General features: G+C 65.9%; 20 protein-coding genes. 6 read left to right on the top strand and 14 right to left on the bottom strand.

Annotated features, from left to right (window positions below; genetic code table 11):
• The first annotated feature begins 27 nt into the window (after positions 1–27).
• Entirely contained in the window at positions 28–1,491 is a 1,464-nt protein-coding gene (gene yczR, locus ACVPT3_RS17170; protein WP_492042042.1) for a MocR-like transcription factor YczR, read from the top strand.
• 80 nt (positions 1,492–1,571) lie between these two features.
• Here the strand turns inward: yczR and ACVPT3_RS17165 are convergent, their stop codons facing one another.
• The 14 genes from ACVPT3_RS17165 to hemE all read right to left on the bottom strand — a co-directional run bounded on the left by ACVPT3_RS17165 (position 1,572) and on the right by hemE (position 17,342).
• Positions 1,572–4,316, bottom strand: a complete 2,745-nt coding sequence (locus ACVPT3_RS17165) for a TonB-dependent receptor (protein ID WP_492042041.1) — start codon at positions 4,314–4,316, stop codon at positions 1,572–1,574.
• A 156-nt stretch (positions 4,317–4,472) separates the two neighbouring features.
• Positions 4,473–5,270, bottom strand: coding sequence for an exodeoxyribonuclease III (locus ACVPT3_RS17160; RefSeq protein ID WP_492042040.1), 798 nt, complete (start codon positions 5,268–5,270; stop codon positions 4,473–4,475).
• Positions 5,271–5,507: 237 nt separating this feature from the next.
• A complete protein-coding gene (locus ACVPT3_RS17155; protein ID WP_492042039.1) occupies positions 5,508–6,197 on the bottom strand; it encodes a LolA family protein in 690 nt (229 codons plus the stop codon).
• Between the two features lie 189 nt (positions 6,198–6,386).
• Entirely contained in the window at positions 6,387–6,578 is a 192-nt protein-coding gene (locus ACVPT3_RS17150; RefSeq protein WP_492042038.1) for a hypothetical protein, read from the bottom strand.
• A 40-nt stretch (positions 6,579–6,618) separates the two neighbouring features.
• A complete protein-coding gene (locus ACVPT3_RS17145; RefSeq protein ID WP_492042037.1) occupies positions 6,619–7,500 on the bottom strand; it encodes a ParB/RepB/Spo0J family partition protein in 882 nt (293 codons plus the stop codon).
• 51 nt (positions 7,501–7,551) lie between these two features.
• Positions 7,552–8,349: a ParA family protein gene (locus tag ACVPT3_RS17140; protein ID WP_492043841.1), complete on the bottom strand. Its 798-nt coding sequence runs from the start codon at positions 8,347–8,349 to the stop codon at positions 7,552–7,554.
• A gap of 4 nt (positions 8,350–8,353) precedes the next feature.
• Positions 8,354–9,010, bottom strand: a complete 657-nt coding sequence (rsmG, locus tag ACVPT3_RS17135) for a 16S rRNA (guanine(527)-N(7))-methyltransferase RsmG (RefSeq protein WP_492042036.1) — start codon at positions 9,008–9,010, stop codon at positions 8,354–8,356.
• Positions 9,010–10,905 carry a tRNA uridine-5-carboxymethylaminomethyl(34) synthesis enzyme MnmG gene (gene mnmG / locus ACVPT3_RS17130; RefSeq protein ID WP_492042035.1) on the bottom strand — a complete coding sequence of 632 codons (1,896 nt, stop codon included), beginning with the start codon at positions 10,903–10,905 and terminating at the stop codon, positions 9,010–9,012. Before mnmG ends, rsmG begins: the two co-directional genes overlap by 1 nt.
• Positions 10,906–11,008: 103 nt before the next feature.
• On the bottom strand, positions 11,009–12,319 hold the full coding sequence (gene mnmE, locus ACVPT3_RS17125) for a tRNA uridine-5-carboxymethylaminomethyl(34) synthesis GTPase MnmE (RefSeq protein WP_492042034.1): 1,311 nt from the start codon (positions 12,317–12,319) through the stop codon (positions 11,009–11,011).
• 38 nt (positions 12,320–12,357) lie between these two features.
• Positions 12,358–12,582: a DUF6489 family protein gene (locus ACVPT3_RS17120; RefSeq protein ID WP_492042033.1), complete on the bottom strand. Its 225-nt coding sequence runs from the start codon at positions 12,580–12,582 to the stop codon at positions 12,358–12,360.
• Positions 12,583–12,625: 43 nt separating this feature from the next.
• A complete protein-coding gene (gene rho / locus ACVPT3_RS17115; protein ID WP_492042032.1) occupies positions 12,626–14,053 on the bottom strand; it encodes a transcription termination factor Rho in 1,428 nt (475 codons plus the stop codon).
• A gap of 705 nt (positions 14,054–14,758) precedes the next feature.
• Positions 14,759–15,229, bottom strand: a complete 471-nt coding sequence (locus tag ACVPT3_RS17110) for a CopD family protein (RefSeq protein WP_183197018.1) — start codon at positions 15,227–15,229, stop codon at positions 14,759–14,761.
• Positions 15,226–16,287: a ferrochelatase gene (hemH, locus tag ACVPT3_RS17105; RefSeq protein ID WP_492042031.1), complete on the bottom strand. Its 1,062-nt coding sequence runs from the start codon at positions 16,285–16,287 to the stop codon at positions 15,226–15,228. Before hemH ends, ACVPT3_RS17110 begins: the two co-directional genes overlap by 4 nt.
• Positions 16,284–17,342, bottom strand: a complete 1,059-nt coding sequence (gene hemE / locus ACVPT3_RS17100; protein WP_492042030.1) for a uroporphyrinogen decarboxylase — start codon at positions 17,340–17,342, stop codon at positions 16,284–16,286. The genes hemH and hemE overlap by 4 nt, the downstream gene beginning before the upstream one ends.
• Before the next feature lie 460 nt (positions 17,343–17,802).
• Between hemE and ACVPT3_RS17095 the strand changes: the two genes are divergently transcribed.
• From ACVPT3_RS17095 to dnaQ, 5 genes are read left to right on the top strand one after another with little or no spacing between them, the layout of a single operon-like run.
• Complete coding sequence (locus ACVPT3_RS17095; protein WP_492042029.1) at positions 17,803–18,669, top strand: pyruvate, water dikinase regulatory protein; 867 nt, start codon at positions 17,803–17,805, stop codon at positions 18,667–18,669.
• Entirely contained in the window at positions 18,670–19,302 is a 633-nt protein-coding gene (locus ACVPT3_RS17090) for a Maf family protein (RefSeq protein WP_492042028.1), read from the top strand.
• Positions 19,299–20,129 (top strand): shikimate dehydrogenase family protein, encoded by an 831-nt coding sequence (locus tag ACVPT3_RS17085; RefSeq protein WP_492042027.1) that lies wholly within the window; start codon positions 19,299–19,301, stop codon positions 20,127–20,129. Before ACVPT3_RS17090 ends, ACVPT3_RS17085 begins: the two co-directional genes overlap by 4 nt.
• Positions 20,126–20,776 (top strand): dephospho-CoA kinase, encoded by a 651-nt coding sequence (gene coaE / locus ACVPT3_RS17080; RefSeq protein ID WP_492042026.1) that lies wholly within the window; start codon positions 20,126–20,128, stop codon positions 20,774–20,776. Before ACVPT3_RS17085 ends, coaE begins: the two co-directional genes overlap by 4 nt.
• Positions 20,777–20,782: 6 nt before the next feature.
• On the top strand, positions 20,783–21,508 hold the full coding sequence (dnaQ, locus tag ACVPT3_RS17075; RefSeq protein ID WP_492042025.1) for a DNA polymerase III subunit epsilon: 726 nt from the start codon (positions 20,783–20,785) through the stop codon (positions 21,506–21,508).
• Positions 21,509–21,672 lie beyond the last annotated feature (164 nt).

Here is a 21,672-nt window from a genome sequence, read left to right as displayed (position 1 = left end):
AAGCGCCAGTTCCGCCATTCTGGCCCTATGCCGCCGCGTCCGATAGGTCTCCCCTCTCTTGTCCGTCACCTGGGCGCCTGGCGCACCCCAGGCGCCGGCGCGACCTATAGACAGCTGGCGGCGGCGGTACGACTTCTGATCCTCGACGGACGCCTGCCGTTGGCGGTCCGCCTGCCGGGCGAGCGCGAAGTGGCGCGGGCCTTGGGTTTGAGCCGTACGACCGTCTCGTCCGCCTATGGACGACTGAGGGATGACGGGTTTCTGGTCGGCGGTCAGGGGGAAGGCGCACGCACCAGTCTGCCCGCCGGTCCCAACCTCCGACAATCAGATACCGCCCAGCGGCTCGTCCAGGCGGCGGGCATGATCGACCTGACGGCCGCTGTCCTCCCAGCCGACCCGAATGTCCACGCCGCCTATGTGAAGGCGTTGGAGCGGCTTCCGGCGAACCTGCCCGGCCATGGATACGAAGCGGCCGGCCTCGAGGAACTGCGCGAGGCCGTGGCCCAGGGCTACCGGCGACGCGGCCTGCCGACCTCGTCCGGCCAGATCCTGATCACCCACGGCGCACACAACGGGCTGGTCCACCTGTTGCGCCTGACCGTTCGGCCCGGCGCCCCGGTGGTTTTCGATCACCCCACCTACCCCCAGGCGATCGACGCCATCCTGGCGGCGGGCGGGCGGCCGACGCCGGTCGCCTTGCCCGACGACGACGGCGAGGACGGTTGGGATGTCGACGGCCTGATCTCGGCGTGTCGGAATAGCGGCGCGCCCATGGCCTATCTGGTGCTGGATCATAACAACCCGACGGGCCGGATGATGCGCGCCCCGGATCGCGCCCGACTTCTGGCCGGGCTGAAGGGGTCGGAGACCCTGCTGGTCTTGGACGAGACCCTGGTCGAGCTGACGCTCAGCGGCCCGCCGGCGCTCACCGCCTCGGCCGTCGACGCCCCGCGCGTCGTGCGGCTGGGCTCCATGTCCAAGAGCGTCTGGGGCGGTCTCCGCATCGGCTGGATCCGCGCCGACCGCGCGGTGATCCAGCGCCTAGCCCAAAGCCGCGCCAGCTTCGATCTGGGCGTACCCATCCTCGAACAACTGGCCGCCGTAGAACTGCTGCACGACGGCGGCGCGGCCCTTGCGGCGCGGCGTCCCCTGTTGCGGGCGCGGCGGGACCACCTTCGGGCGCAACTGGCGCAGCATCTGCCGGACTGGGTCTGCCCCCGACCTGCGGGCGGCCTGTCGCTCTGGGTGCGACTTCCAGCACCGGTCAGCTCAGCCCTGACAGCCCGGGCCGAGGTCGAAGGGCTGAGGTTGGCGGCCGGGCCACGCTTCGGGATCGACGGCGCCTTCGAACAACGCCTGCGCCTGCCCTACACCCTGCCTGAGCGCGAACTGCAACAGGCTGTGGAACGACTGGCGCGCGGGGTTAAGGCTCTGAAGCGCAAGACCAGACCGACGGCCACGACCCACAGCCGCTCGGTCCCTGTCTATTGAAGCCGTCGCGGAAGGTTTGAGGGCGGCGGCTGAACGCCGCCGCCCTCTGTCAGGTCTGCCTCGGTTCTGACGTCCGCGCCTTAGAAGGTGGCGTTGACACTGACCTGGAAGACCCGACCGGTTTCCAGGTAACCGCCCTTGCGGTCGGGCGAGACGTAGCGTTCGCCCGCGCCGACGGTCGACCAACGGGTCGGCTCGTCGGTCAGATTGCGGACCGCCGCCCCCACTTCCAGCCCCGGCGCCAGGGTCAGGGCGACGCCCAGGTTCAACTCCTTGGACGGCTGGATATAGATGTCCGGCTGGCTGTCCTGAACCGTGTCCAGACGCCGACCGGTGTGGTTGTACCAGAGGCTGGCGCGCAACGGCCCATGCTCATAGCCGGCTTCCAGATTGTACATCAGCTCGGGCGCCTGAGGCAGGTCGCTCTCGCGCGTCACCGTCGAGGACAGGCGGTATTCGGCGCGGGTCTGCTGATAGGTCAGGTTTCCGCCAAACGACACGCCTTCCAGCCAGCCATCAACCGGAAGCGCGTAATGGCCGCCCAGTTCGACGCCGGTGGCCGAGCCGCCCAAACCGTTGAACGGCTTGATCATGATCACCCCGTCGCTGGTCTCGTTCGTCCCATTCCGCAGGGCGGTCGGCACGACGATATTGTCCAGATCCTTGTGGTAGACGGCCAGCTGCAGATTGGTGCCGACGGCGTACCATTCCAGGCCCAGGTCATAGCTCCAGCCCTCGACCGGTTTCAGGTCCGGGTTCGGTTGGCTGATGCTGATGACGTCGTTGGTGACGGGATCGCGACTGACGATGGTGGGCCCCGCCAGTTGGCTGCCCGAGGGGCGGCTGTAGCTGGACCGGGCGGCCGCGCGAACCACGAGGGCGTCATTGGGACGCCAGGCGGCGACGACGCTGGGATCGACATGGTCATAATCCCGGTCGGCCGTGGCGAAACGAGCGCCATCCGCATCCTTGACGAAGAAGCGGGCTTCGAAGTGATTGTCTTCGTAGCGAACGCCGGGGGTGATCTCCAGATCGCCGCCCGCCAACTTCAGCGTGGCGGCGGCGAAGGCGGCCGAACGGTCTTCCTTACTGTCCGACAGGCCCTGGTTCAGCTTTTCTTGAGAGACCGTGACCGTCGAGCCGTACAGATCCAGCTCATGCTCCACAAAGCGACGATCCACCAGTTTGACCGGGCGCACCGTGCCGTGCCCCATGAAGTCGGTGATCAGTTGGCCGGGCGTCGCGCCAATCGAGGGGCCGTCCACAGTGCCGGCCTGAAGGGAGGTGCGGAATTTGTAGCGGGTGTCGTCCGGCGTCAGGCTGCGGCCGTCCTGGTCCGCCGTTTCATAAAGTCCGCCGATCGAGGCGCTGGCCAGCAGGCCCGAGCCCGTCCAGGTCAGATCGCCCTTCACCGTCTTCTTGACCTCCGACAGATAGCTGTAGCCGCGTTGCACATAGATCTGGCTGGGGCGGTCCTGGCTGGCGACATAGGCGGTCGCGCCCGACGACAGCACCGGCATCGGCCAGCGGGCGTCTGACAAGTCAATCTTCAACCCCTCGGACGAGGCGCCGGTATTGCCGGGCGCGCCGTTGTAGGCGACGCCGCGCCAGGCGGCTTCGATCGTGTTGGGCGAGTCCAGCCGACCGTCGGCATAGGCGGCTTCCAGCGAGGCGGTGAAATCGCCGAAACGCAACTTGCCCCCGGTCTGCACCGACAGCAGTTCCTGCTCGACATCCTCGACGCGGAAATAGTTAGCGGGGTTGATGCCGTAGGGCGTGTAGTCGCCAGCGGCGTTGTAGTTGGCGCCCCCCGGATTGGAAGCGGCATTGGGATTGGTCTGACCCGAGGTCCGCTCGCTGCGCAGACCCGCCTGGTTCATCGTATTGGTATTGGTGTAGGTCGCATAATTGACCCGCGCGAACAAATCCAAGGGCTGGGTGCGATAGTCCAGAGCCGCCGTCGCGCCATAGCGTTCGACGGTGGAGTTGAAGAAGTTCCACTGCAGACCGTCCGCCGACAAGGCGTTTTCATTGTCGCGCGCCGAACCGACATCGCCCTTTGAGGTCTTGTAGTCGTTCTGAACCGCGACACTCTCGGCGGCGCTGTCTTTTTGCTCATAGTAGGCAGCGACATAGACGCCCAGACGACCGTCAGCAAAGCGACGCGCCATGTCCAGGCCGACCGCGCCGCCCAGGCCGTCCTGACCGCGATCCTCAGCCAGTTCGGCCATCTGTCCGACCGCGCGCAGGCGCAGCATCTGGTCGCCGAAGTCGAAGGCGGAGGGGGTGACCAGATTGACGATGCCGGCGATGGCGTCGGCGTCGAGCGCCGCGTTCGGCGTCTTGTCGATTCCGATCGCCTGGATCGCGAACGGGCTGAAGAGGTTCAGCGAAATCGAACGACCGCCGGCCGTCTGGGGCAGACGCAGGCCGTCCAGCGTATAGGCGTTAAAACTGGTGTCGAAACCGCGAATGGCGACGTACTGGGCCTCGCCCGTCGCCGACTGGTTACGGCCTTGATCCTGGCTGACCGAGACGCCTGGCAGCCGCTTGGCCAGATCGGCGATATTGGTCTGGGGGTTCAGGCTGATGTCGCCGACAGCGACGGCGTCGACAACCCCGACAGCTTCGCGCTCCTGTTCAAGCACTGTCTGGGCGCGTCGGGCGCCGGTCACCACGATTTCCTGCAGCGTGGCGTCTTCAGACCTGTCAGGCGTCGATACTTTAACGCCGGATTGGGCGAGCGCCGAACCCGCGCTCAAGGCGATGAGGCTGGTGGCGGCGCACAGAAGGGCGCGCCGGGCGAGCGAACCGGAAATGGTCATGGATCATCCAAATGAAAAGCACCGTCCCCCTCGGGCGGCGCGGTCCATCTAGAGCGGCCCCATGACCAAGGGGTACCGATCCTGTTTCAGTACGGTAAAGCTTGTATGATAGTTGAAATGTCGGGGTTAAGAGCTTCTCCTTCCCCGTCGCGGCCTTCACAATTCCAGATCAACCGTCACCGGCGCATGGTCCGACGGCCGGTCCCATTCGCGAACATCGTCGTGGATCCGGGCTGTGTCCTTGACCACCGCCTGCGTCAGGCCCGGCGAGGTCCAGATATGGTCGAGGCGCAGGCCGCGGTTGGACTTGCGGAAGTCCGCGGCGCGATAGCTCCACCAGCTGGCCAGTTTCTGCGGCTCCGGAAAACGGTCACGCAGCACGTCGGCGAAGCCGCCGGTTTCCTGCAGCCGGTTCAGGGTCTCCACCTCGATCGGGGTGTGGCTGACGATCTTCGACATGTAGCGATGGTTGAACACGTCCCCCTCGCCCGGAGCGATGTTGAAGTCCCCGGCCATGACCCTGAGGCGAGCCTGGTCCTCGCCCGCCACAATGCCGGTGAGCCGCTCGTAGAAGTCCATCTTGTGATCGAATTTCGGGTTCAGCGCCCGATCGGGGATATCGCCCCCGGCGGGGATGTAGAAATTCTGCACGTCGATCCCCGCAACCCGGGCCGATACGCAGCGGGCATGGCCGAGTTTGCAGACTTCGAACGTGTCGCTGTCGTCCAGCGGCAGCCGCGAGGCGATGGCGACCCCGTGCCAGCCCTTCTGCCCCGCCACCCGCAGATGCGGCAGGCCCATGGCTTCAAAGGCGGCGCGGGGAAATTGGTCCGTCGTACATTTGATCTCCTGCAACAGCAGGACGTCGGGCGCGCGTTCAGCGACGAACCGGGCGACCTGGTCGATGCGCAGGCGGACGGAGTTGATGTTCCAGGTGGCGAGGCGAAGGGTCATGGTCCCGCTTTAGCAGGCCCTGCCCCATAAAAAAGGCCCGGCCGCTACGGGCCGGGCCATATGGAGTTTGATCGTCTCTCTCGCCGCCGGGAGGGGGATAAATCCGAGCGGTTAGAACGGCCGCCGCCGCTCTGTGTTTTAGATGTCACGGCCGACGCAAAAGGTCAAACTGTCATATTTGCCGCTTGAGCGTGATCATCCGGCAACGGATGGATAACGGTGATTCGTGACCCCGTTCTAGTTGCGGCCAGGGCGTCGCGTCGGATCGCGGAGCTGAAACAGGCTGGCCGAAAGACCCGAAGCCGGTCGAAGACTGGTCAATTGGGTCCGCGTCCGTGCGCCCTGGGCGTCAGTGATCGTCCATTCGTGCAGCCGCAACGGCTCGCCTGCAAAGGCCAGGACCACTGTTCCGTCGTTGGGGCGGCCGGCGTCGCGAGCCGTTATGGCGAAGGCGCCGGAACTCATCCGCGTGACCCGATCGATGCGGACGCCCTGGTCCAGGCGGACATTGCGCGCCAGGAAGGTCGAAAGGGGGGTGCGCCCCAGCGGAACCTGCTGAAAATTCTTCAGCCGCGGATCATAGCGTTTGACGTTGTAGCCGTCCGACACCACCAGAAGTCCAGCCGGATTGGTGTATTCGAACCGCATCTTGCCCGGCCGCTGCAGATAGAAGCGGCCTTCACGCCGTTGTCCGCCGCGGCCCGTTTCGACAAAGGTTCCCTGCGCCGAGACAAGGGCCTGGAGATAGGCCTGGGCTTGCTGGACTGCGGCGCGGTCTTCAGCCGACAGGTTCGCCTGGGCGTGAGCGACATCAAAGACGCCGAGCGCCGTAAAGCCCGCCGCCAGACCCGCGCCCAGCAACAGCTGCCGGCGTTGGAGTTCGATGGGGGCGAGGGACAGAGCTATGGGTTTGGCGCGTTCGGTCATGAGTTCGGTCTCGGGATAGTCAGCGATCCTGCCGTCTTGCCCCAGCGGCTTGGCGTCGGAATGACGTGAGCCAGACCATATTCCGGCGCTTCGATGAAGCCCTGTTCATCGTGACGCCGAGGCTATGGGGACAGCGGTTTCAACAACGGACGCAAGGGGACGCCGTTCCCTCATGCCCGCCTGACGGGTTCACCCCCGTTTGGACGCCTTGCGGAAGGCCGGCTGGGCCATGGCGACATTGCGCGCGGAGACGGTTTTTTCCTCGGCTCGGGCTCCGACCTGGGCGTTGAAGCCATGGCCGGGGATCCCGGCCTTGGCCTTCTTGGCGGCGAGCGCCTGTTTCAACTTGTCGGCTGCGCTGGGCGTTGTTTCGTCGGTCATGGGATCACCCTAGCACGCGCGCCTCAACGAGTCTGGCGCCTTAGCCCCGCATCAGGCGACGGCACAACTCGTCCAGCTGTTCCAGCGAGCCGTAGCGGATCGTCAGGTCGCCCTTGCCGTTCCTGTCGTTCAACTGGACGCTCAGGCCCAGGGCGTCAGCGAGATCCTGTTGAAGGGCGGCGACGTCGGCGGCGCCCTCCCCGCCGCCGGCCGGCTTGGCCTTGACGGGTTTGGGCCCTTCGGCCGCGCGGCGCGCCAGCGCCTCGACCTGGCGGACGTTCAAGCCCTCGTTGAAAGCCTGTTCCGCCAGCGCCGCTGCGTTGGGCGCGGTCACCAGAGCCCGGGCGTGGCCGGCCGTCAGCTTGCCGTTGCGGACGTACCAGAGGACCTCCTCCGGCAGCTGCAGCAGGCGCAGGGTATTAGCCACATGGCTGCGGCTCTTGCCGACGACGCCGGCGACCTGATCCTGGGTGCGGCCGAACCGTTCCATCAGAACCCGATAGGCGTCGGCTTCTTCAAGCGGGTTCAGATCGGCGCGCTGAACATTCTCGATGACGGCGACTTCGAACACCTCGACGTCGTCCATCTCGCGCACGACAATCGGCACATCAGTCAGACGGGCGGCCTGGGCGGCGCGCCAGCGACGTTCGCCGGCGATGATCTGCCAGACCCCGTCCTCGCCGGGCTGCGACCGCACCAGGATGGGCTGAAGCACGCCCTTGTCGCGGATCGACGCCGTCAGCTCTTCCAGATGCTCCTGGGTGAAGACCTTGCGCGGCTGGTCCGGGTTGGGTTTGAGGCTCTCGATCGGCGCCGTCTGCACGCCGGTTGGAAGGGGGGCGCCGGCAGCGGTGGCCGCTTCCACATTCTCGCCCATCAGAGCCGCAAGGCCGCGACCCAGGCCTCTTTGTCGTTCAGCCAAGATACTGTTCCGTTTCTTCTTCTAGGGGTCGATCACCCGGAGTGACCGTCGTCAGGCCGCCAGCTTGAGCCGTTGGCGCTCGCGCTTCACCACTTCCTTCGCCAGCCGGAGATAAGCCTGGCTGCCGGCGCATTTGAGATCATAAATCAGCGCCGGCTTGCCGAAGGACGGGGCCTCGGCCACGCGAACATTGCGGGGTATGACGCTCTCATAGACCTTCTCGCCGAAATGAGCGCGGACGTCATTGGCCACCTGACCCGAGAGGGCGCTGCGGCGGTCGAACATGGTCAGGACCAGACCCTGAATTTCCAACGCCGGATTAAGGCTCTGCTTGACCATCTCGATGGTCCGCATCAGCTGGCTCAGTCCCTCCAGGGCGAAGAACTCGCACTGAAGCGGGACCAGCACCGCGTCTGCAGCGGCCATCGCGTTGAGCGTCAAGAGGTTCAACGAGGGCGGACAATCGATCAGAACATAGTCATACGCGGTAGGGCCCTGGTCATGCGTCCGAAGAGCGTCGCGCAAACGATAGGATCGGCGATCGGCTTGGCTCAACTCGATCTCCACGCCCGACATGTCGGCGTCGGCAGGCACGATCCACAGCCCGGGAACCGTGGTCTGCACGGCGGCGTCATCGATCGAGCGTTGATCGACCACCACATCATAGATCGTCACCCGCCGTGTTTCACGTGGAACACCCAGACCGGTGGACGCATTGCCCTGCGGATCCATGTCGACGATCAGGACCCGCTTCCCGATCGCGGCGAGCGCCGTGCCCAGGTTGATCGCGGTCGTGGTCTTGCCCACGCCGCCCTTCTGGTTCGACACCGCGAGAACGCGGGCAGGCAGTTTGCTAGTGCTGGTGGCGGGCACGTCGAACACTCCGGACTGTCACGATACGGCCGCGCGGGTCGCTTTGCGACGGGGCCAGTTCAGCTTCGAAATGCCAGGATTTCCGCGCCTCAATCAACTCGGATTCGGCCTTCTCCCCCTTCAGAAACAGACCTTGTGCACCCCTTTGGAAGTAGGGCTGTGCATAACCCAGCAACTTCTCCATCGGCGCCACAGCCCGGGCGGTCACAACATCAACCGTGATCGCCTGGGCTTCGGCTCTGCCGTTGATCACGGTCGCCGGCAGATCGAGGGCGTCCACCACCTCTTGCAGAAACCGGCAGCGTTTTCCGAGACTGTCGATCAGCCAAACCTGGGCGTCCGCCCTGCCCTTCAGCAGGATCGACAGGACGACTCCGGGAAATCCGGCGCCGGCTCCGAGATCGGCCCAGGTCAAGGCGGTCGGCGCCAAGGCCAGGAGCTGGGCGCTGTCCCAGGCATGGCGGTTCCAGAAGTCGGGCAGACTCTCGGGTCCCACGAGATTCATCACCGCGTTGGTCTCGGTCAAACGTCGCCGGAACTGATCCAGATCCGCCATATGCGTCGCTGTGGCGCCCGTCCGGTCCTGAAACTGCGCCCGCAACCGGTCCTGAAGCCCGTCCTGTTCTGCGTCCAGCATCAGGCTGCCACGCCGCTTTGCGAACGCGGCTGGCCAGGCGACCGCTTCACATGGGCCAGAAGAGCCGTCAGCGCGCCGGGCGTCATGCCCTCGATCCGTCCGGCCTGGCCGAGGGTCCGAGGCTGAACCCGGATCAGCTTCTCCTTCACCTCGTTCGAGAGGCTGCCGATGGCGGCATAATCAAGGTCGGCCGGCAGCAGCATGGCGTCCTCGACGCGCAGGGCTTCGGCGTCGATCGCCTGCCGATCCAGGTAATTGGCGTAGACGGCGTCGATTTCGACCTGCTCGCGGATATCCTGATCCCATTCGGAGATCTGGGGCAAGGCGGCGACGAAATTGTCCAACGTCACGCCCGGAAAGGCCAGAAGCTCCCGGATCGATCGCCGCCGGCCGTCGGCGTTTACCGGCACGCCCAGGGCGTTCGCTTCCTTGGGGGTGAACAGGGTTTCACGTGAAACAGCGCTGGCGCGCGCCAACTTGTCAGCCTTGGTCTGGAACAGGCCGCCACGGACGGCCCCGACAATCCCCATCGCCAGACCCGGAGGCGTCAGCCGCTGATCGGCGTTATCCGCGCGCAGGCTGAGACGATACTCGGCCCGGCTGGTGAACATGCGATAAGGCTCGGTCACGCCGCGCGTGACCAGGTCGTCGATCATCACCCCGATATAGGCCTGGTCCCGCCCCAGGATCACCGGCGCCTGCCCAGCCGCTGCCCGCGCCGCGTTCCATCCCGCCATCAGACCCTGGGCCGCCGCCTCCTCATATCCCGTCGTGCCATTGATCTGGCCCGCCAGATAGAGGCCCGGCCGTTTCTTCACTTCCAGGGCCGGGGTCAGTTCGCGCGGGTCGACATAATCGTATTCGATCGCATAGCCGTACCGGAACACCTCGACCGCCTCCAGACCGGGGATGGTGCGCAGAAAGGCGAGCTGCGTGGCCTCGGAGACCGAGGTGGAGATTCCATTCGGATAGACGGTCGGGTCGTCCAGCCCCTCCGGCTCGAGGAAGATCTGATGGCTGGTCTTGTCGGCGAACCGGACCACCTTGTCTTCGATCGAAGGGCAGTAGCGGGGTCCGCGTCCCGACAACCGGCCCCCATAGACGGCGCTCTCGCCGAGGTTCTCAGCGATAATCCGGTGCGTTTCCTCGGTCGTGTGGGTCACGCCGCAGGCGATCTGAGGCACGGTGATCCGCTCGGTCAGGAAGGAGAAGGCCTCAGGCGTCTCGTCCGCCTCCTGCATCTCCAGCCGATCCCAGGCGATGGTCCGACCATCCAGACGGGCGGGCGTGCCGGTCTTGAGCCGCCCCATCAGCAGATCGGCGGCGTGCAGGTCGGCCGCAAGTCCGGTCGACGGCGGCTCGCCATGCCGCCCTGCCGCGATCCGTTCGTCGCCCCGGTGAATGACACCGTTCAGGAAGGTTCCGGTCGTCAGCACCACGGCGCCCGCGTGCAGCACGTCTCCCGCGTCCGTGACCACGCCCGTGACGCGGTCACCGTCCAGGATCAGCCGTTCCGCTGTTCCCGCCCTCAGGGTCAGACCGGGGGTGCGCGCCAGCTCCGCCTGCATGGCTTCACGGTACAGGCGCCGGTCGATCTGACTGCGGGGACCGCGTACGGCCGCCCCTTTCGAGCGGTTCAGAAGGCGGAACTGGATGCCTGAGACATCGGCCAGCCTCCCCATGAGCCCGTCAAGGGCGTCGATCTCACGCACCAGATGCCCCTTGCCGAGGCCGCCTATGGCCGGGTTACAGGACATCTCCCCTATGGTTTCGAGCTTCTGGGTCAGCAGAAGCGTGCGGGCGCCGGCCCGCGCTGCAGCCGCAGCGGCGTCACAGCCGGCATGGCCGCCGCCGATGACGACGACGTCGAAACAGGTGTCTTGAGGGTCTTTCATCCGCGCCACATAGGCCAGATCCGGTGATTTCGCTAGGGGCTGACCGGGCGTCAGCTCGCGTGAACGGGACCACGCCGGGCAGGTTTCACGTGAAACATCGGCGTTATTTGCCGATGCAGAAATTGGAGAAGACCTCGCCGAGGACCTCCTCCACGCCCACCTCTCCGGTGACGCGCGACAAGGCGGCCGCGGCGCGGCGCAAATCATCTCCGGCCATTTCGGGCGCGACCTCGAGCGCGCCCCGCCCAGCCTCCACAGCTTTCAGCGCCTCCAGCAAACGCAGGCGATGTCGTTCGCGAGTCACAGCCGGGAAGTCCGCCCCCGACAGATCCCGGGACAATCGAGCAGCGAGCCACGTCTGAAGCTCCGACAAGCCCGCGCCGGTCCGGCTGCTGAGGCTCAGGACCTCCAGGCCACATCCCGGGACCTCTCCGCCGCCGACATCAGACTTGTTGGCCACGACCAGATCGCTCGGTCGGACATAGTCGGCCGCAACCCCTTCCGGGTCGCCGGGCGCGCGGACCCATATCCTCAGATCCGCCTGTTCCGCCCTGGCCCGCGCCCGTCGCACGCCCTCGGCCTCAATCGGATCGTCGCTCTCTCGAAGACCGGCGGTATCCGACAGGGTGACGGCATAGCCGCCGATGATCAGATCGACGTCCAGGACATCGCGCGTGGTCCCGGCGATCGGCGTAACGATGGCCGCCTCCCGCGCCACCAGGGCGTTGAACAGCGACGATTTGCCGGCATTGGTCTCGCCGATCAGCACGATGCGATAACCGTCACGGACCCGCTCTCCTCGCCGTCCTGTCTCCACCGCCCTGCGCAGATCATCCGCCAACCGGTCCAGCACAGGTCCAGCCGTGCGGGCCAGATTGTCCGGAACCTCCTCGTCAGGGAAATCGATTTCAGCCTCGATCAAGGCGAAAGCCTGCAGGAGGTCCCGACGGAAGCCCGCGTAGGTTTCGCTCAGCCGGCCGTCCAGCTGGCCCAGGGCCTGACGCGCCTGGGCCGCTGTCTCGGCGTCGACGAGGTCGGCGACCGCCTCGGCCTGGGCCAGGTCCATCCGGCCGTTCTGAAAGGCGCGGCGGGTGAATTCTCCCGGTTCGGCGGGTCGCACGCCAAGGGCGATCAGCGCCTGACTGGCCGCTTCAACCACCGCCCGGCCGCCGTGAAGATGCAGTTCGGCCGCGTCCTCGCCCGTGTAGGAATGGGGGGCGGCAAACCGTATCACCAGGGCCTGGTCTATGGGGGCCCCGCCGTAGGTCAGGTCTCGCAGGGAGGCCATGCGCGGCTTGAGCCGTTTTGCGCCCAGGGCGATCAGGGTCTGTTCGACGGCCGGTCCGGACAGGCGCAACACGGCGATCGCACCCCGTCCGGGCGGGGACGCCAGGGCGAAGATCGTGTCGGTCATTTCAGCCCCCTATATCGCGGGGAACGGATGCGGCCGGCTCACTTCACCGCCGCTTCCATCAGTCTGCGGAACTGGTCCTGAGCCTGTAAGCCAAAGCTCGTCCAAGTCTTCATCAGTTCGTCGGGTTGCATGGCGGCGACATTCGCCGCCATCCGCTTCTGCATCTCGGCCACCATGGCGTCATTCAGGGGCGCAACGTCAGGCAAACCGAGAAAGGCGCGCGCCTCGGCAGGGGTGCAATCGATCTCAACCTGAACCTTCATGCCTGTCGCCCTCCTGTTTCACGTGAAACCGCCAAGCGGCGGATCAGGTGTTCATGGACTGGAAGAAGTCCGAATTGTTCTTTGACTGACGCAGCTTGTCCAGCAGGAACTCGATCGCGTCCTGCGGCCCCATGGGGTTCAGGATGCGACGCAGGACATAGGTCTTGGCCAGCTGATCCTTAGGCGTGATCAGGTCTTCCTTGCGGGTGCCGGACTTCAGCACGTCGATCGCCGGGAAGATGCGCTTGTCGGCGACCTTGCGGTCCAGCACGATTTCCGAGTTGCCGGTGCCCTTGAACTCTTCGAAGATCACCTCGTCCATCCGGCTGCCGGTGTCGATCAGGGCCGTGGCGATAATGGTCAGCGACCCGCCCTGTTCCACATTCCGCGCGGCGCCGAAGAAGCGCTTCGGCCGTTGCAGGGCGTTGGCGTCCACACCGCCGGTCAGCACCTTGCCCGACGACGGCACAGTGGCGTTATAGGCGCGGCCCAGGCGGGTGATGGAGTCCAGCAGGATCACCACGTCCTTCTTGTGCTCGACTAGACGCTTGGCCTTTTCGATCACCATCTCGGCAACGGCGACGTGGCGCGTGGCCGGTTCATCGAAGGTCGAGGCCACGACCTCCCCCTTGACCGTCCGTTGCATGTCGGTGACCTCTTCCGGCCGTTCGTCGATCAGCAGGACGATCAGGATGACTTCCGGATGGTTCTTCTCGATCGACTTGGCGATGTTCTGCAGCATCACCGTCTTTCCGACGCGCGGCGGCGCCACGATCAGGCAGCGCTGGCCCTTGCCCAGGGGCGCGACGATGTCGATAACCCGGCCGGAACGATCCTTCAGGGTTGGATCCTGGATTTCCATGTGCAGCCGCTCTTCGGGATAGAGGGGCGTCAGGTTGTCGAACAGGACCTTGGTCTTGACCATCTCGGGGTCTTCGAGATTGATCGTGTCGACCTTCAGCAGGGCGAAATAGCGCTCGCCTTCGCGCGGCGCCCGCACCGCGCCGTGGACCGTATCGCCCGAGCGCAGGCCGAAGCGGCGGATCTGCGACGGCGACACATAGACGTCGTCGGGACCGGGCAGATAGTTGGCGTCCGAGCTGCGCAGGAAGCCGAAGCCGTCGGGCAGGATTTCCAGCACGCCGTCGGCGATGATCTCGACTTCCTCGTCGGCCAGGGCCTTCAGGATGGCGAACAGCAGATCCTGTTTGCGCAGGTTCGAGGCGTTCTCGACTTCCAGCTGTTCGGCGAAGGCGACCAGGTCGGCCGGCGTCTTCTCGTTCAGCTCGGCCAGAGTGATCCGGCCGTTCGGCACCACGGACTCGCCGTCGTCGTCTTCGTCCGCCGTGGTGTCCACGCCGGAATCGGCGCCCGCCGCCTCGCCGGCCTCATGCTCGATGCCGTGATGGGTCGAAGCTTCGGCCTCGGTATTCTCGGTCTCGGGGGTATCGTTGTTGGTGACGTCGGTCATGATACAGGCTCGCGGACGCGCGCACGGAACCGCACGGCGTCAGGTCTCTGGAAATGTCTGGCCGTGAGGCCGAAGGGGAGCACGACGGGCTCCCGCTGGTCGAACCGGCGGGCGTCGCTAAAAGAGAGGGACCGCCGGAAGGACCGAACGGTTCATCGCCAGCGGAACCACAGGCGGAAGGTCAGGTCAAGCGGAGGCGTTCCTCAACCTATCACTTCCCAAACTCTGACAGCGAAAGCCTAGCGATGAATCCTTGTCCTGTTGGGGTCTAGCGCAGACATCGGCCCTTCAGTCCCATCTGGATTCAATATGGAAGAAAAGACCACGCCAACCTCATCGGCATAGAGAAAGCGGCACTGCTCGTGCCCATAGAATCTCACACACAGTTTTCCGCCATCGATTCCGTAGCTTCCCCGGCGAGGGATTCGTCCCCCACCATAAGCCATTCCATCGGGGCCAAACGCCTCTCCGACTTCTCCCATGATCCCGGCCGGATAGACGCCGTGATTGACGACATAGGTCGCCACCTCGCTGTCAACGAGGCGTCGCACCTCTCCTTGTGGTCGAGTCGCATCTTCTGAGAGGGGCCTCACAGCCTCCTCCGACTGAAAGGACGCCAACATCAGCAGAGCCAGAAGTTCGCATGTCATGGGCGAAACCTCTCACGGCCGAGGTTAGGCTTCAATCAACGCCCGAGGACGACCGTCACCCGAACGTCCACTCCGTCGTCACCGACAGCACCATGATGATGGCCAGAACGAACGGGACCTCGTTCGTCATCCGCCAGAACTTGCCGGAATATTTCGAGGTTCCCGCCGCGATCTTCTTCCTCTGCCCGGCCAGGAAGCCGTGCCAGCCGGCCAACAGGAAGACTCCAACGAGCTTGGTCACCATCCATGGCTGATGCGCGAAGCTCCAGTCGGCTCCCTCGCCGCTACGCAGCCACAGCAACCAACCGCCGAAAACGAAAGCCAGGATCATGGCCGGGTTGACGATGATCCGCAGCAGCCGGGTTTGCCACAGGCGTAACAGCCCTTGCATCTCGCTGCGCAACGGCTCGGGCTTGGCGTTCTGTTCCGCGTCATAGGCATAGAGGCGCGGCAGGAACAGCAGCCCCGCCATCCAAGCGATCACCGCCAGGATATGCAGGCCGCGCGCCAGGTCATAGGGGTTCATGCCGCGTGTTTTCCTTTGCGATACGGACAGGCCTTCCAGTCCGTCTTGCAGCCCTGACCGAAGGGGGCGACGCCCGTTCGATCCAGGGCGCCGACGGCCGCATCGGCCAGGGCGTCGATGAACAGAGGGGTGATGCCGACGGCCGGCGCCCGCAGATACGAACTTACCCCTTTTTCATGGGCCAGTTCGCCGTATTCTATATCCAGCTCGACCAAGGTCTCGATGTGTTCGGAGACGAAGGCGATGGGGGTGATGACCACCCCGACCCCATCGCGACCGGCCTGCTCGATAGCCTCGGGCGTGGACGGACCCAGCCATTTCATCGGCCCGACGCGGCTCTGGTAACAGAGGGCGTGGTCTATGGGGCCTCGGTCGCGTTCGATGACAGCGACCACGGCGGCCACCGTCGTCTCGACCTGTTCCTGATAGGGATCGCCCTTGCCGCTGACCAGTTTCTCAGGAATGCCGTGGGCCGAGAACAGCACGAGCACAGGCCCCTCGCCCGCCTCGTCCAGCTTCGACCCGATGGCCTGGGCCTGGGCCTCGACCCAGCCGTCGGCGCTGGGATAGCAGCAGACCGCGCGACTGACGCCGGACCCGGCATAGGTCTCGTTCCAGATCTTCAGCGAGGACTGGGTCGTGGTGGTCGAGAACTGCGGATAGAGGGGCAGCAGCACCACCTCGTCAGGACCGAAGGCCGCCACATCCACTGCCGTCTCTTCCGTCAGCGGATGCCAGTAGCGCATGGCGATGAAGACGCGAACCTCGTCTCCGGCCAGGCGCGCGTTCAGCACCGCCTCCAAGGCCTCGGCCTGACGCCGGGTGCCTGGCAACAGCGGCGATCCGCCCCCCATCAGGGCGTAGTTGGCTTGGGCGCTGGTCTCGCGCCGGCTGGAGATCAGTTTGGCCAGGGGCGTCCGTACAATCCCCGGCAAGCCGATGATGGCCGGATCATTGAACAGATTGAACAGAAAGGGCTTCACCGAGGCCTGATCATCCGGCCCGCCCAGATTGAACAGCACCACCGCGATCCGGCGGCCTTTCAGGGTTTCCGTCATTGGGCGCCGATCCTTTTCAGAACCCGTTCGACATGGTCGATGGGCACGTCCGGCAATATGCCATGGCCGAGGTTGAACACCCATGGCCCCTGGCCCCAGGCCTCCATCAGCTGATCCACCCGGCGATCCAGCAGCTCGCCCCCGGCGCGCAGCAACAGGGGGTCCAGCGCGCCCTGGATCGGCTTGATCTGCTGCACCCGTTTGCCGACTTCCAGCGGGCAGGCAGTGTCCAGGGCTACGGCGTCGACCTCAACCTCCTGCGCATACCGCTCTGCAAGCGCCGCAGAGCCCCGTGGGAAGCCGATCAGGGGCACGGTGACACCCAGATCCCGCGTACGCGTCACAAGCGCCTGGTGGGGCTTCAGGACCAATCTTTCGAACAGGTCGTCCGGCAGCCCCTCGGCCCAGCTCTCGAAGATCTTCAGCACCTGGGCGCCGGCGTCGGCCTGCATCTTCAGATATCGGGCCGTCGCCTCGACCAGAACCTCCAGCGTCTCGTCGACACGACGGGGGTCGGCATAGGCGTAGGTCCGGGCCTGGGCGCGTTCGCCCTTGCCGATGGTCCGGTGTTCGCCGTCCAGCATATAGGTGGCCACCGTCCAGGGCGCGCCGGCGAACCCGATCAGGGCGCGTTCCGGCTCCAGGGCCTTACGCACGATCGACAGGGTCTCGCCCACGGCCGACAGACGCGCGCCCGCCTCGGGCGCAAGTTCCGCCATCCGGCCGGGAATAGGCATTTCGCCGAGCCGAGGCCCCTCGCCTGTCTCGAACCAGACGTCCTGGCCCAGGGCGCGCGGGATCAACAGGATGTCCGCAAACACGATGGCCGCGTCGAAGCCGAACCGACGCATCGGCTGAAGCGTCGCCTCGGACGCCATCTCCGGGTTCAGACAAAAGGCGATGAAGTCCGGCGCTTCGGCCCGGAGCCGTCGGTACTCGGGCAGATACCGTCCCGCCTGGCGCATGAACCAGACCGGCGGACGATCCAACGTCTCCCCTCGGAGAGCCCGGATCATCATGGGCGTCGGAACATCGTTCTGGGTCGGATCGGTCATGCCGGACGATTAAGGTCACAGCCCCCCGCTCTCAATCCCTAATCAGATTTAGAATTAAAAGATTCGAAGTGGCAGATAGGGGGGGGGAACGGCGGGGACGAATGCGACGGCGGCGGCGGAACAAAAGCGGATATCCACGCATGGTCGGCGCTGATCGGGGATCTGGAACAGGACTATCCAACCGGTGGACAATCCCTAACGAAACCTTAACGCCAAAGGTTTTGCGGGGGCCTGAGGCTGTGAACGGGGTAAACCGGCGTTAACCTCTCGTTAGGATTTTCCACAGCCAAGCCGAAACCGGTTTTCCGCCTTGGGATGAACCGGGATCGGACGGTCTTGGTCATCCACCCTCATCCCCGCTCGCAGGCGGATCGATCAGGCGTTAAGGAGAACGGCGCCCCGACGGTCCCCCGCCGTCCCCAGGGCGCACCGTGTCTTTCAACAGGGAGTCGAACATCGCATGAGCCCCGCTCGCCCCGGTCCTACGCGTCTGGCGACCTATTTCCACGTCCATCTGGTGTCGGACTCGACGGGCGAGACCCTGAACGCCATGGCCAAGGCGGTCACGGCCCGGTTCGACGGGGTCATTCCGATCGAGCACATCTACGCCCTGGTCCGGTCGGAGAAACAGATGGACCGGGTGCTGCAAGAGGTCGAGGCCGCGCCGGGCGTGGTCCTGCACACGCTCGTTGACCGGGATTTGCGCGAACAGTTGGAAGAGGGCTGCCGAAACCTGGACATCCCCCAGATCGGCGCGCTTGATCCTCTCGTCGGGGCCATGTCCCGCTATCTGGGCGCGGCGCTCTCGACGCGCGTCGGCGCCCAGCACGCGCTGGACCACGACTATTTCAACCGCATCGCCGCCCTGGACTTCGCCATGGCCTATGACGACGGCCAGGGCTCGCTGGACCAGCTGGAGGGGGCTGACGTCGTCCTGTGCGGCGTCAGCCGGACCTCGAAGACCCCGACCTGCATCTATCTGGCCCACCGCGGCATCCGCGCCGCCAACGTGCCCCTGGTGCCGGGCCAGGAGGATGGCGAGCGTTTGACGCAGCTGAAGAACCCCCTGGTGATCGGCCTGACCGTCTCCCCCGACCGCCTGGTCCAGATCCGCCGCAACCGTATCGAAAATCTGAACGCCAGCCAGGCGTCCGCCTATACGGACCAGGACGCCGTCCGCGAGGAGACGATCAAGGCCAAACGCGCCTTCGCCCGGAGAGGCTGGCCCACCATCGACGTCACCCGCCGCTCGGTAGAGGAAACGGCCGCCGCCATCACCAACCTGCTCAGCGAGCACCGCAACCACAAGATCGGGACAACCTGGTAAATGGCTAATTCCGCCGCGCCATCGTCCTCAGGCCTATTTGAGCGCGAACTGCTCATTCTGGCGTCCAAGAGCGCCGCCCGGCGCGCCATGCTGGAAAACGCCGGCGTCCCGTTCGAGGTCCGCGTCGCCGATGTGGACGAGGACGCGATCAAGGCCGTCTCGACCGATCTCGACCCCGTCGCCCTCGCGGTGCGCCTCGCCGAAGCCAAGGCCCTGGCCGTTTCGCGCGATGACGAAGCCGCCTGGGTGCTGGGCTCGGACCAGACCCTGGCCTTCGACGGCGGCCTGATTTCCAAGGCGAAGTCGCTCGACGCCGCCCGCGAGCGGCTGAAATCCATGCGCGGGCGGACCCACCACCTCCACTCCGGCGCCGCCCTGGCGGTAAAGGGCCAGATCGTCTGGTCCGGCGTGGACACGGTCGAGATGCGGATGCGCGACTTTTCCGACGCCTTCCTCGACGCCTATCTGCACGCCGAGGGCGAGGCCCTGCTGGCGTGCGTCGGCTCCTATCGGCTCGAGGGCATGGGCTCGCAGCTGTTCGCGGCGATCGACGGCGACTATTTCACCGTCCTGGGCCTGCCGCTTTGGCCGGTCCTGGCCGAGCTGCGCCGCGCCGGGGTGCTGCCGGCATGAGCCGTCATCGCATCACGGGCGCCGCTCTGGTCGCCGGGATCGCCGGCAATCCGGTGGCCCATTCCCTCAGCCCCGTCATCCATAACGCCTGGCTGGCGGCCGGCGACATCGACGGCGCCTATGTCCCCTTCGCCCCTGTCGACCCCGCAGGTTTCGAGGCTTTGGTGGCGGCGGGCCGCGCTGGATTGCTCACCGGCCTGAACGTCACCGCGCCGTTCAAGGAACAGGCCTTCGCCCTGGCGGATCAGGCGACCCCTGCGGCCCGGCGGACCTCTTCCGCCAATATCCTGACCTTCGACGCCGGCCGGGTCTCGGCCGACAGTTCGGACGGCCTTGGCCTGATGCTGGGGCTGAAGGAACAGGCGCCGGACCTGAACCTCTCTGGCCGCCCGGTCGTCATGCTGGGCGCGGGCGGTGCGGCGCGCGCCGGGGCCGGCGCCCTGGTCGAGGCGGGGGCTCAGGTTCGGATCGTCAATCGTTCGCCTGACCGGGCCCTGGTCTTGGCCGCCGATCTGGGCCCTTCGGTCCGCGTCATGTCCGCGTCTGAGGCGTTGGACGGCGCTGTCCTGGTGATCAACGCCCTCAGCGTCCAGCCGGATCTGGATTTCGACGCCGTCGCCCCCGGCACGGTGATGATGGACATGACCTACAAGCCTCTGGCCACCGCCTTCCTGACGGCGGCGCGGGCGCGGAACCTGCCGACCGTGGACGGTCTGGCCATGCTGATCGGTCAGGCGGCGCCCTCGTTCCAGGCCCTGTTCCGCCGCCCGCCTCCGCCGCTGGACCTGCGCGCCCTGCTGACGGCGCATCTGGGCGAAGTGACATGATCCTGCTGGGTTTGACCGGCTCGATCGGCATGGGCAAGTCGACCACGGCGGCCATGTTCGCCGATCTGGGCGCGGTGGTCTGGAACGCCGACGACGCCGTACACAGGCTCTATGCGCCCGGCGGCGCTGCGGTCGAACCGGTCGGCGCCGCCTTTCCGGGCGTGGTCGTGGAGGGGGCCGTGGACCGCACCCGTCTGGCCGAGGCCCTGGGTCGGGACGAGACCGCCTTCCGCCGACTGGAGTCTATCGTCCATCCTCTGGTGACGCGAGGCCGAGCGGCTGATCTGGCGGCGGCGCGGGCCATGGGGGTGAAACTGGCCGTGCTGGACATCCCCCTGCTGTTCGAAACCGGTGGCGACGCCCATGTGGATGCGGTGGTCGTGGTCACCGCCGATCCGGAGATTCAGGCCGAACGCGTCCTGGCCCGCCCCGGCATGACCCGCGAGCGGCTCGAAGCCATCCTGGCCCGCCAGATGCCTGATGCGGAAAAGCGCGCCCGCGCCGATTTTGTCATTGATACGGGGCACGGACTCGAACCAGCCCGCGCCGAAGTCGCCGCCATAGTCGAGACGGTGCTGGATCCGGCGTGGATATCTCCTCGCCACGGTAAAGCCGGTCTTCCGAAAAGCGACGAACGACTCCATTAAGAGCCAATGGCGCGCGAGATCGTTCTGGACACCGAGACCACCGGGTTCGACCCCAAGACGGGCGACCGGCTGATCGAGGTCGGCTGTATCGAGATTCAGGACCTGCTGCCGACCGGCCGCACCTTCCATCGGTTCGTCAACCCGGAGCGCCTGATCCCGCCCGACGCGATCCGGGTCCACGGCATCACCGACGACAAGGTCAAGGACGCTCCGAAATTCCACGAGATCGCTGACGATCTGATCGAATTCATCGGCGATGCGCCGATGATCGCCCACAACGCCGCCTTCGACCGCAACTTCATCGACTATGAGTACAAGCTGTGCGGCCGCCCGATTACCGGCGAGGCGCGCTGGATCGATACGCTGAAACTGGCCCAGAGCCGGTTTCCCGGCATGCCCAATTCGCTGGACGCCCTGTGCAAGCGGTTCAAGGTGTCGCTGGTTGAACGGACCTTGCACGGCGCCTTGATCGACGCCCGTCTGCTGGCCGAGGTCTATCTGGAGCTTCGTGGCGGCAAGGAGCGGGTTCTGGACTTGTCGTCGGCCCCGGTCGCGGGCCGGGATGGGTCCGGCCTCATCCAGGCCGCCGCCTATGGAGCCCGCCCTCGCCCGCTAGCGCCGCGCTCAACGCCGGACGAACAGGCCGCTCATCTCGCCTTCTTGGCCGAGGTGCTCAAGGACCGGTCCCTGTGGGACGCCTACGGGGTCAAGGTCGAGGAAGAGGCGGCCTAGGGTTCTTTCTCCCTCCCCCTGCGGGGGAGGGGCGTCGCGTAGCGACGGGGTGGGGGCGGCCAGGCGGTAGCGCACGGATCCAAATCAGGTCGGTGAGGCCTTGCTCGGCCCGGCCCACCCGGCTTCGGCTACGCCTTCGCCCCCCTCCCCCGCAGGGGGAGGGA

It is taken from the genome of Brevundimonas sp. FV1ps31S (genome assembly GCF_058681265.1).
The sequence above is the reverse complement of the archived record's forward strand: the minus strand, read 5'-3'. Positions and strand labels throughout refer to the sequence as shown.